At 39.7% G+C, this 11,522-nt stretch carries 11 protein-coding genes and 1 tRNA gene; 6 read left to right on the plus strand and 6 right to left on the minus strand.

Annotated elements, in window-relative coordinates; translation table 11 throughout:
- The first annotated feature begins 713 nt into the window (after positions 1–713).
- On the plus strand, positions 714–1,634 hold the full coding sequence (locus tag H6F45_RS25220; protein ID WP_190348721.1) for a phosphodiester glycosidase family protein: 921 nt from the start codon (positions 714–716) through the stop codon (positions 1,632–1,634).
- Between the two features lie 233 nt (positions 1,635–1,867).
- Here H6F45_RS25220 and H6F45_RS25225 read toward each other — a convergent pair whose 3' ends face one another.
- The 3 genes from H6F45_RS25225 to rpsP form a co-directional block, all read right to left on the minus strand.
- The gene (locus H6F45_RS25225; protein ID WP_190348722.1) at positions 1,868–2,821 is read right to left on the minus strand and encodes a PhoH family protein; all 954 of its coding nucleotides are present in this window, start codon (positions 2,819–2,821) and stop codon (positions 1,868–1,870) included.
- Positions 2,822–3,240: 419 nt separating this feature from the next.
- Positions 3,241–3,678 carry a KH domain-containing protein gene (locus H6F45_RS25230; RefSeq protein WP_096566145.1) on the minus strand — a complete coding sequence of 146 codons (438 nt, stop codon included), beginning with the start codon at positions 3,676–3,678 and terminating at the stop codon, positions 3,241–3,243.
- Positions 3,641–3,901: a 30S ribosomal protein S16 gene (gene rpsP, locus H6F45_RS25235; protein WP_096566147.1), complete on the minus strand. Its 261-nt coding sequence runs from the start codon at positions 3,899–3,901 to the stop codon at positions 3,641–3,643. Before rpsP ends, H6F45_RS25230 begins: the two co-directional genes overlap by 38 nt.
- Positions 3,902–3,939: 38 nt before the next feature.
- On the opposite strand from rpsP, the gene H6F45_RS25240 reads away from it, so the two are divergent.
- On the plus strand, positions 3,940–4,116 hold the full coding sequence (locus tag H6F45_RS25240; protein ID WP_190348723.1) for a hypothetical protein: 177 nt from the start codon (positions 3,940–3,942) through the stop codon (positions 4,114–4,116).
- A gap of 85 nt (positions 4,117–4,201) precedes the next feature.
- Here H6F45_RS25240 and ffh read toward each other — a convergent pair whose 3' ends face one another.
- Entirely contained in the window at positions 4,202–5,656 is a 1,455-nt protein-coding gene (gene ffh / locus H6F45_RS25245; RefSeq protein ID WP_190348724.1) for a signal recognition particle protein, read from the minus strand.
- A gap of 289 nt (positions 5,657–5,945) precedes the next feature.
- On the opposite strand from ffh, the gene H6F45_RS25250 reads away from it, so the two are divergent.
- Entirely contained in the window at positions 5,946–7,661 is a 1,716-nt protein-coding gene (locus tag H6F45_RS25250) for a protein kinase (RefSeq protein WP_190348725.1), read from the plus strand.
- 136 nt (positions 7,662–7,797) lie between these two features.
- On the opposite strand, the gene H6F45_RS25255 is transcribed toward H6F45_RS25250, so the two are convergent.
- A complete protein-coding gene (locus H6F45_RS25255; protein ID WP_162501943.1) occupies positions 7,798–7,938 on the minus strand; it encodes a hypothetical protein in 141 nt (46 codons plus the stop codon).
- Positions 7,939–8,774: 836 nt separating this feature from the next.
- Here H6F45_RS25255 and H6F45_RS25260 point away from each other — a divergent pair.
- From H6F45_RS25260 to H6F45_RS25270, 3 genes are all read left to right on the plus strand, one after another.
- A tRNA-Arg gene (locus H6F45_RS25260) sits at positions 8,775–8,847 on the plus strand.
- Between the two features lie 472 nt (positions 8,848–9,319).
- On the plus strand, positions 9,320–10,006 hold the full coding sequence (gene cobO, locus H6F45_RS25265) for a cob(I)yrinic acid a,c-diamide adenosyltransferase (RefSeq protein ID WP_096566152.1): 687 nt from the start codon (positions 9,320–9,322) through the stop codon (positions 10,004–10,006).
- Positions 9,996–10,148, plus strand: a complete 153-nt coding sequence (locus H6F45_RS25270) for a hypothetical protein (protein WP_190348726.1) — start codon at positions 9,996–9,998, stop codon at positions 10,146–10,148. The genes cobO and H6F45_RS25270 overlap by 11 nt, the downstream gene beginning before the upstream one ends.
- A gap of 87 nt (positions 10,149–10,235) precedes the next feature.
- Here the strand turns inward: H6F45_RS25270 and H6F45_RS25275 are convergent, their stop codons facing one another.
- Positions 10,236–10,958: a hypothetical protein gene (locus H6F45_RS25275; protein ID WP_190348727.1), complete on the minus strand. Its 723-nt coding sequence runs from the start codon at positions 10,956–10,958 to the stop codon at positions 10,236–10,238.
- Between the last annotated feature and the right edge of the window lie 564 nt (positions 10,959–11,522).

An 11,522-nucleotide genomic window follows, 5' to 3' on the forward strand; every position in this document is an offset into this window, starting at 1 on the left:
AATTAAACAATAACATCCTGTAAATCCTCTAATCCTGGTTATCCTGATTCAGACAAAAAGATAGAAAATCAAACCATTAATTAAACAATAACATCCCGTACATCCTCTAATCCTGGTTATCCTGATTCAGACAAAAAGATAGAAAATCAAACCATTAATTAAACAATAACATCCCGTACATCCTCTAATCCTGGTTATCCTGATTCAGACAAAAAGATAGAAAATCAAACCATTAATTAAACAATAACATCCCGTACATCCTCTAATCCTGGTTATCCTGATTCAGACAAAAAGATAGAAAATCAAACCATTAATTAAACAATAACATCCTGTACATCCTCTAATCCTGGTTATCCTGATTCAGACAAAAAGACAGAAAATCAAACCATTAATTAAACAATAACATCCTGTACATCCTCTAATCCTGGTTATCCTGATTCAGACAAAAAGATAGAAAATCAAACCATTAATTAAACAATAACATCCTGTACATCCTCTAATCCTGGTTATCCTGATTCAGACAAAAAGACAGAAAATCAAACCATTAATTAAACAATAACATCCTGTACATCCTCTAATCCTGGTTATCCTGATTCAGACAAAAAATTTTGACTTTTGACTTTTGACTTTTGACTTCCCAAAGGGTGTCCTGATTCTGATAAAATAAACCATCCTGTAAATCCTATCCATTACCAATTACCAATTACCAATCCATGAAAAAATTATCTTTCTTATTCCTCTTAATTAGTAGCAGTTTCTTATTATTAGGTTTTCAGGATCAGGTGGCTAATTCTCAACCAAAACCATCAACTATTTGTCCTGGTAATAATTCTCGGTTTAGTATTGAATTTTTCAAGACTAATAATAAAGGTGAACGTTATTCTAGAGGTATTAATCATGTAATTGTTTTTAATCCTAAATCCCCCCATTTAGATTTTAAAGTAAATGTGGGTTTAGATCATAAAATCTATGCTAAGGATGGTAGGGGTAATTTTAGAAGAGAGTATATACCTAAATTTTTTAGTCAATTGGTAGGTGATGAAAATTCCAAGTTAAATGGTAGAAAACCTATTGCAGCTATTAATGCAGATTATATAGATACGGTGAATAAACCCCAAGGTTTAAATATTTCTCGTGGTGTAGAATATTCTGGTGCTTTTAAAAATAAACGTTCTTCTTTTGCGATATCTGGAGGAAACCCCAGTCAGCGTGTTGCTACTATTCAGATAGGAAAAAGAGGATCTAATTTACTAAATTATAATGTAGTAGGTGGTAATGGTAGATTTTACAATCAGGGTGTTTTTAAAGATATTTGCAAAGCTTTAGGTGATTTTGCTTGTAAAGGTGCTACTAACCGTTCTATGGTAGCAATTACCAGTAAAGGTTATGTAATTCTGTTAGTTAATGATGTGAAAGCTAATTCTAGTATTCAAGTTTCTGCAAATAATAAAGAGTTGTTACCTAGTCAGTTTGATGATGTTTTAGAAGGTATTGCGAGAAATAATTGTTTAGGAAGAATTAGGGAAGGAATGTTATTTGATGGGGGTATGTCTCCAGGGTTGTTTTATAATAATAAGGTGTATGTGGAAAATTTTGGTCCCATTGGTTCGGTGTTTCTCATTTATAAGAAGTGAAAGATAGGTAGGGTTTGCTGAAAAAGTTATCTGTGAGGAGTCAGGAGTTCAAGGAGTCAGGAGTTCAAGGAGTCAGGAGTTCAAGGAGTCAGGAGTTCAAGGAGTCAGGAGAAAGATAAATATTTCCTGTTTCCCCAGTCCCCAATCACCAATCACCAATCACCAATCACCAATCACCAATCACCAATCACCAATCACCAATCACCAATCACCAATCACCAATCACCAATATACTATTTTTCATATTGTTCATAGGCAGAAACGATCCTTTGTACCAAAGGATGACGAACAACATCTTTTTGAGTAAATTCACAAAAAGCGATACCTTCAACGTGCTTGAGAATTTGCAAAGCAACGGTTAAACCTGACTGTTGATGTAGAGGTAAATCAGTTTGCGTGATGTCACCTGTAATCACCATACGAGAACCAAAACCCAAACGAGTCAGCACCATTTTCATTTGTGCAGGTGTGGTATTCTGAGCTTCATCAACAATTACAAAAGCATTATTTAAAGTCCGCCCGCGCATATAAGCTAAAGGCGCAACTTCTATAATACCCCGTTCCATTAAATTAGGGACTTTTTCAGGATCAATAAATTCATTAATAGCATCATAAAGCGGACGCAGATAGGGGTTAACTTTTTGTTGTAAATCTCCTGGTAAAAATCCCAGTTTTTCCCCAGCTTCCACCGCAGGACGGGTTAAAATTAATTTTTCAAATTGATTAGCTAGAAGTTCTTGGACAGCAACAACAACCGCGAGATAGGTTTTACCAGTTCCCGCAGGACCAATACCAAAGGTGAGATCGCGTTTACGAATAGCTTCAATATATTGTCGTTGACGGAAAGTTTTAGCGCGGACTTCTTGACCACGACGACTTTTAGCGAGGATATCGCGCTGTAGGTCTTGTAATTCACCTTGGAGATCGCCCTCTATTGCTTGACGGGCTGTTAAAATATCCGCAGTAGCAATATTATTACCTTTACTCCAGAGATTTTCTAGCGATCGCACTATTTTCACAGCTAGATCAACCTGCTTGTCTTGACCAGAAATGAGTAGTTCTTGACCCCGCAGCACCAAACTAGCTCCTGTTTGTTGAGACAGAAACTTGAGATTTGCTTCCCCATATCCCGCTAGAGCGATCGCACTGGGAATATTAGGCAGCCCAATTGTAACTGCACCTGCCATAGTTTTTATCAAATTTTTATCAAAATTTATCAAAATTTATTAAAAATTTCTCAGAAGTTCTCAGAAGATAGACCCCCAACTTCTTGAAGAAGTCGAGGATCTGGGTATTGCGTTTTTTTCAGTCGTATTGACTTAGCAACAAAAGACTGCAAAAATCTTGGTTTTATAGTCGTAGACAGAGCAGTTAGGACGGGCGAAGTAGGGGCGAAGCATTCGGAAAATAACTGTGATCAAAATTGATAATTTATCGCCCGAATGCCTCACCCTTACAGGAAAATAGCTTTCAATAAAAATTGATCATTGATTGCCCTAAGGCTTCACCCCTACGACTCCTGACTCCTGCTATAACAATTTTTTTGCGGCCTATCTTCATCTTTACCAGAACTACTTACTGGCTGAGTCACCTCAAAATTACCAGTTTAGACCGACCGAAAGCGGGGTTTAGCAATAGGTCTGGGGATGTCTCCACTTCTTTCTCGTGATCTTGGTGGGGGTATTCTTTCTTCCTGTTCTTCATCAAAAGACATACCATCCCGATTTTGGGTATTGCTGCCGTAGATGTCCAGGTATACTGACTGGCCAGCCAATTCTGCTGCTGCGGCAATTACCGTGCGAATTGCCTGAATATTGCGTCCCCCCCTACCAAAGACTTTTCCTTTGTCTGTAGGGTCAAAAGCGATGCGAATCCAAGCCCGTTTAAGGGTGTAAGACATTTCACAATCGACACTTAAAGACTCTGGAGACTCTAAAAACGGCTGTACAAGAAACTTCACCAGCCCAACATAGTGAGGACTGGCTGCTGGTAACTTCGGCTCAAGTTTATGATGCGGCGTTTGCACTGACTTGTTCAAAAACATTAGCTTTTACGAGGATGCGACGAACGGTGTCAGTAGGTTGAGCGCCTTGTTGAAGACGCTTAACAATACCGGGAACATCCAGACGCACTTCATCAGTTCTGGGGTTGTAAAATCCTAGTTCTTCTAGGGGACGACCATCACGACGAGACAGATCGTTAATAGCAATAATGCGGTAACTTGCTTCCCGCTTTTTACCAAATCGCTTCAAGCGCAGTTTGATCATGTTGAAAAATCGTTGTCCTGTTGGTAGGTAGTGATTTTGTGAATGAAATGATAATTGTAGCACGGTTAGGAGTCAGGAGTCAGGAGATCAAGGAGTCAGGAGTCAGGAGTCAGGAGTCAGGAGGCAGGGGAGGCAGGGGAGGCAGGGGAGGCAGGAGGCAGGAGGCAGGGGAGGCAGGGGAGGCAGGGGAGGCAGGGGAGGCAGGGGAAGATTAATAATCTAAGAATGCCCAGTCCCCAGTCCCCAGTCCCCAGTCCCCAGTCCCCAGTCCCCAGTCCCCAGTCCCCAGTCCCCAGTCACCTATAGCGTGCCAAAACCTTTTTTCTTTTTCTCTTTCTTTTTCTTTTTCGCTGCTGGTGCGCCGCCGGGATAACCGCGCCAACCGGGTGCAGGACGGTTTCCTGCGGCTAGGGGGTTGCCCATACCACCGCCAAACATTCCTGGCATTCCGGGGAAGTTGCCTTGTCCCATTTGCTGCATGAGCGATCGCATTTTTTGGAAATCTGCTACCAACTTACTCACGTCTGATTCTTTATAACCAGAACCAGAAGCAATGCGTCGCCGCCGACTGGGAGAACTTGACAATAGTTCTGGATCTTTTCTTTCCTGCTTAGTCATGGAATTAATCATGGCTTCACAGCGTTTTAGCTGGGTTTCCCCTTGCTTCAACTGGTCATCAGAAAGTTTACCCATACCGGGAATCAACTTCATGATGCCACCTAATGAACCCATATTTTTCATTAGGCGTAGCTGTTTTAAGAAGTCTGTAAAATCAAACTTCGCTGACAGCATTTTCTCCTGCATTTTCTCAGCGTCGGCGATGTCGATTTCTTCCTGGGCTTTTTCAACCAAGGTAAGAACATCACCCATGCCCAAAATACGGGAGGCCATGCGGTCTGGATAAAAAGGTTGCAGCGCCTCGACTTTTTCACCCACACCGACAAACTTAATCGGCGCACCGGAAATTTGCCGCACTGACAAAGCCGCACCACCACGGCTATCACCGTCCATTTTGGTGAGAATAGCCCCAGTTATACCGATTTGTTGATGGAAAGTACGGGTCAGATTTGCTGCTTCTTGCCCTGTCATTGCATCCACAACTAACAGAGTTTCATCTGGTTCAATCGTTGACTTGATGCGGGCTAATTCCGCCATCATGTCTTGGTCAATTTGTAAGCGTCCAGCGGTATCAACAATCACTGTATTAATACCTTCTGCCTTGGCACGTTCTACCCCTTGACGGGCTATTTCTACGGGGTCAGCATCACTGCCCATCTCAAATACGGGTACGTTAATTTGCTTACCCAGTGTAATTAACTGATCAATAGCTGCGGGACGATATACGTCTGTGGCGACTAACAAACAACTACGATCTAATTTTCTTAAATGTAGAGCTAATTTAGCAGTAGCGGTGGTTTTACCAGTACCTTGTAAACCTGCCATCAAGACAACGGTAGTTTTATCCTTAACTTCTGCCAGGGGAACATTTTCTTCCCCCATCACCTGTACCAGTTCATCATAAACAATTTTGATAAACTGCTGGTCAGGACGTACACCAGCTATGACCTCAGATCCCTGGGCTTTGGTTTCGACTTCAGCTATAAAATCTTTAACTACCTGGAGGTTAACATCTGCTTCCAACAAAGCCCGACGCACTTCGCGCAATGCATCTTGAATGTTGGATTGAGATATTTTATCTTGTCCCCGCAGTTTTTTCCAGGCGGCTTCTAAACGGTCAGATAGTGCATCAAACATAATGTAATTACAATGTACGTGAGTCAGTGAGAAAGTTTAAACCAAGTTTAAACCGCTGGTTTTGCGCTCCAGTCCAGGCAGAATTTTAGGTAAAGTTTTAACCTGTTATAATACCAGCTTAGTCGTTTTTCACCCAACTGTCGCCACTGGATTATAAGAAAAAAGGCTCTACCTCTTTCCTTTGTGTCCTTTGCGTACTTTGCGGTTCGTTCTTCCAGGATGAATGTGTTTGTTTGAATAATCAAGAAAGCAAAATAGGCGTTAAAATCGATCTAGCCTTTGTATTTTCGTGGTTTTGTTCCAAATAAATCAGAGTGCGGTTCACTGCATAAATCCTCACTGTCAACGTCCTTATCCCCAACCTTGGGGCAACAAATTTTGTAACAGCTGTGGCAGTCCGTTACAGTTAGTAGACCGTTATTACCCACTGAAACCTTTAGGTTCAGGCGGTTTTGCCCAAATTTATACGGTTTGGGATGTCAAAACTCAAACTGAAAAGGTACTGAAAGTCTTGGTGGAAAATTCTCCCAAGGCTTTGGAGTTATTTATCCTAGAAGCGGAAGTTTTAAGTAATTTCCGCAATTCTGGTGTGCCTCAAGTTGACGCTGATGGGTATTTTCAAATCAGTGTGACTCATCCTAAACCACACCAGTTAGCTTGTCTGGTGATGGAAAAGATTGATGGTTATACTTTGGAGGAAGTGCGTAAAAATTTTCCTCAAGGATGTCCAGAGGATTTGGTGTTAAATTTGCTTTCCCAAGCTGTAAAAATTTTACAGGAATTACATCACCGGAAAATTATTCATCGGGATATTAAACCTTCTAATTTAATGTTGCGTAGTCCTGCACCTAATGCACTTTTACAAGCAGATCAATTGGTGTTAATTGATTTTGGTGGGGCTAAACAATTTAGTGGGGGAATATTGCGATCGCCTTCTCCTTCTACTCGTTTATTTTCTTCTGGTTACAGTCCACCAGAACAAATTACAGGAGGTAATGTTGGTCCTGCGGCTGATTTTTATGCTTTGGGACGAACAATGATTGAATTACTTACAGGTAAATATCCACAAGAATTAGAAGATCCGATTACTGGGGAATTAAACTGGCGTAAGTGGTGTAATGTTAATATTCAACTAGCAGATTTATTAGATGAAATGATACAGGCGGATGTGCGATCGCGTCCAGCCCATGCAGCTATTATTCAAAAACGTTTATTAGCAATTAATTCTGTAAAATCCAAAAAATTACAAAAATCACAACTAGGCTTTTTTACCCAAATTAAAAATAGTATCGTCCAAACTATCACAGAAATTACCCAAGCTGTAGGTAATACAACTTTATTTACAGTGCAAGCAATTTTCAACTTTTTGAAAGCTTGTTTAGCGACAATTTGGGCAATAATTTTAAGTTTTATTGGTGCGAGTGTGGGAACTATTGGTGGTTTTTTACTGGCTTATCAAACTAAATCAGGCGCTTTTGTGGCAGAATTTATATCACGCCAATCATCCCAATTCATCCCCAATTTTACACCTACAAATCCCAAGGAAATTATCATTTATGCTGTTGCTGGTTTAGGTACTGCTTGGGGAATTACTTTATCTGGAAGTTTTGGACAAAAACGACGTTTTTTAGTATCAGCTATGATGGGTGTAATAGGCTATAGTTCAGGTTGGATAACTTGGCAATTTATTAAACCACAGAATAGCCCTGAAGGATTAATTGCCTGGATGTTAATCTCAATTTCTTTACTCACTTTGGGTTTAGGTCTGCGTACCCATTACCTAGCTTACGCTTTTATAGCTGCTTTTGGTAGTGCTAATATTGTCGCAGGTTTAATTCATTTAGGGATCAAAATTTCATTGTTCCATTTTTCCGATTCACCAAATTGGGTAGAGTTATTACAGCATATAGCTTTTTTTGGTTCTATTGGTGTTTTAATTAGTCTTTGTTTAGGGTTAAGTTATTACATTATTGTTCCTTGTTTGCGTTGGTTAGGATGGAGATAATTGATAATTGATAATTGATAATTGGTGATTGGTGATTGGTGATTGGTGATTGGTGATTGGTGATTGGTGATTGGTGATTGGTGATTGGTGATTGGTGATTGGTGATTGGTGATTGATAAAATGTTTTATAAATTAATTAAGACTTACGCATTGACAGGAACAACCAAATATGAGGTATGGCTTTCGGGCATTTTAACATGATTTTTTGATTATTTTTGAGCGATAGCGAAGCGCTGCTGCAAGCAGTTCGCCGATAGCGTAGCGTGGCGTTAGCCATAAACTTTTCCAACATCCTCTTAGTGAGGTACAAACGGAAATCATAAAACCCTTGTGGAACAGGCATCTTGCCTGTTAGCTTTGTAGATCATAACTTAGGAAACATCTGTAAATATACATTTATATATATTTAAATGTGATTAGGTAATACAAATATTAACTCAAGCCCCTTAAAACAAGATCCCCCTAGCGGCTTTTTTGTCCAAACTAGGGGGATCACATATTGCGTAGACTATAAATCTTTCGGTATAGGCAATTAAGTTAAATATATCCAATATATTTCATTTTGCCTACCCCTAGAACGATGATTTAACAAAATTTTATATTATTTTTACAATTACCTAAGCCTTGAGAAGTATTTGCTAATTCTGTATATGCTAATACAAAAATTTGCGACTTTATCAGGCATATCAGCACAAAAAGGACAAGCGATCGCAGTCAAATATTAACATCTGTGGTACAAAAATATTATCAATTTTTGTCTGCATCTGTGATGCAAAATGTGAAGGTGTGTGATATACTAGTTGTGAGTTCAAAAAGCGTACATCCTTGAAAAGCGGTGAAAGTCCTGATCTGAGAGTGCGGAGAGTTAGAATTAACCTAACCATAGTTCCTGTGTGCCAGGAAATCCTATAAATTAGACGAAATAAAACATTTTCAAGAGTAGCTAATCAAATCAGAACTGAAAAAAGGTAAAAGTAGTTCGGAACTCTATCTGATGATAGAAACCGAATATTGTGGCTTGTAGTTAGCCATCTAAGGTGTATAACATTACCAAGCTAGAAATATTTGACTATATTTTTAGTAACTATGTTATAATTACAAAAGTATATGTAAGGGCGCGTGGCTCAGTGGATAGAGCAACAGATTCCGGTTCTGTGGGTCGGGGGTTCAAATCCCTCCGCGCTCGTTTTTTCGTTTGCCAGATTATTTGTCCGCGTTGACAAATTAATGTCCCCATTGACCCTGAAACGAGACGCAAACCCCTGGCTTTTAGACATGGGGATAAGTCGATAGCGACTTTAGTCGCATTAAAGCGATTGATTGGCTTTAGGCACATTCAAAATTGTATAGAATAATTCATCCAATCTTTATTAAAAATTGGCACAATTTTAATTTTCATCATCCTCAATCTCTTAATTTATCCAGGTTTTACATTTATTCAGCATCCCCTAGCTATGATTCGTTTAATGTTGAAGCAATTGGCGTAATCAAAATCACTTTCTCAAAACTTTTCAGACATCCTCTTATGCCGATGAAGAACAACTAATTTAATTATTAAGATCATAGCTAACAGAATTTATATCATTTCTAGTGTAACCTTACTGAAAACAATTATACTTCATTCTCGTAGGCTTAACAGTTATTTATCAATAGGATTTATGAAAAACGATCAACCAGAAGAATTAAATTCTGATCAGGAAATTTCCCGTTTAATAGATGAGGTCATGTCATCTTCAACATCATCGCTGAATGATGAACAATACCGCAAAAAAATGCAGCGTCGTAAGGAAATACAAGATCAACGTATAGCTAACGCCATCCCAGAAAAAGGTTTAATTATTATTAATACGGGTAATGGCAAGGGTAAGACGACTGCGGCTTTAGGTATGGTAATGCGATCGCTTGGTCATGGATACAAGGTAGCGATCGTCCAATTTATTAAAGGTGCTTGGGAACCTTCAGAAAAGCGGGTTTTTAGTCATTGGACAGACCAACTAGAGTTTCACGCAATGGGTGAAGGGTTTACTTGGGAAACCCAGGACCGTGATAGAGACTTGGAGAAAGCTAACGCTGCTTGGGAAAAATCTTTAGAATTTATCCGCAACCCAGAGTTTAAACTTGTACTCTTGGATGAAATTAATATTGCTCTCAAACTTGGTTATTTACAAGTTGAACAAATCTTAGCAGGTTTAGCCGAAAAACCAGCAGATAAACACATAATTCTTACAGGGAGAGGCGCACCACCGGCTTTAATTGAAAAAGCGGATCTAGTTACAGAAATGACTTTAATTAAGCATCCTTTTAAAGATCAAGGAATTAAAGCGCAAGCGGGAATTGAGTATTAAACGCAAGGAGTCAGGAGTCAGGAGTCAGGAGTCAGGAGTCAGGAGTCAGGAGTCAGGAGTCAGGAGTCAGGAGTCAGGAGTCAGGAGTCAGGAGTCAGGAGTCAGGAGTCAGGAGTCAGGAGTCAGGAGTCAGAATATTTGATATATTTGATCAATTGGTAGATGTTCAAATATTGATTTTGGGCTTAACTGTTAACAAGCTGACCGCTGACTGCTAATAGCTAAATGCTTACCTGAAATGTTGACTACAAGCTTGTAAAATTTTTCTATCATTAGCACTGACAGAATTTAACTGATGATAGTCTTGCAGTTCTATAGAATAGGCATAGGTAGCAGTATCTTCATCAGTAAAGTTGGGTATTTTGCTAGTAGTTGAAACTTGAGTAACACCAACTTCACCAGGAGAGCTAGTTACCGTCATTGCTAACTCACCAGATTGAGCAATTGTACCCTGAAAACAGCTAAACTCAGAACTGGGCATATACAAAGCACCAATTACCTTTCCTTGCTGTTTTTGAAACACAATATAACCTTGTCCTAACTGGTTTGGTGTTGAGGACTGTCCATAAAGATAAATTCCATCTTTTTCAGGAAAATTAACAGGTAATTTTCCTCCTCTTTGTCTTGTATTTGTGGGTATATTGTGTAACGTTCTATTTAAAGCTTCAGATTCTACATTAGATTCTACATTTTGTGGTTCAACAGTATTTAACTGAAGTTGACTTCTTTGATCTCTAATATCTCGCAGTCTTGACAAAAGAGAGTTTTCATTGTTACTCTGAATTTGATTTGCATAACCTGGTAAATTCGCTGCTGTGGCTGTAGATTTCAGGTTAATTTTTGTCCGTTCACTAATTACACTTAAACCTATAATGCCAAAACCAATCAGTAAGCCAATAGCGGGAAGTTTGAATTTACCTTGGGGTATGAACTGAAAATTTTTGTTAAGCACCTGACATCTCCTGTAACTAAAATAACTACTGTTATCTACTTACCTAAATAATAACCAAACACCAATACTTAAAGATTCCTGCAAAAGTTTTATCTATATTATCTGGAATAAAAAACCATCAAAAAATGAAGTTTTTATAGATTTTGGTTGATCATCTCAAAATATCATTGTTGAAAAGTGTAATGCTTCGCACTAGAGAGTCATTCTTGTGGGGGATGACAAAAATCTTTTTACCAACTTTGATTTAATATTTAGGGTTTGCTGAAAAAGTTATCTGTGAAGGACCAGTAGTATGGCTAACGCCACGCTTACTTCGACTGCGCCCTTCGACACCGCCCTTCGACTGCGCCCTTCGACTGCGCCCTTCGACACCGCCCTTCGACACCGCCCTTCGACTGCGCCCTTCGACACCGCCCTTCGACTGCGCCCTTCGACTGCGCCCTTCGACACCGCCCTTCGACACCGCCCTTCGACACCGCCCTTCGACACCGCCCTTCGACACCGCCCTTCGACACCGCCCTTCGACACCGCCCTTCGACACCGCCCTTCGACACCGCCCTTCGA

Source organism: Sphaerospermopsis sp. FACHB-1194 (assembly GCF_014696235.1).
Classification (GTDB): Bacteria; Cyanobacteriota; Cyanobacteriia; order Cyanobacteriales; family Nostocaceae; genus Sphaerospermopsis; species Sphaerospermopsis kisseleviana.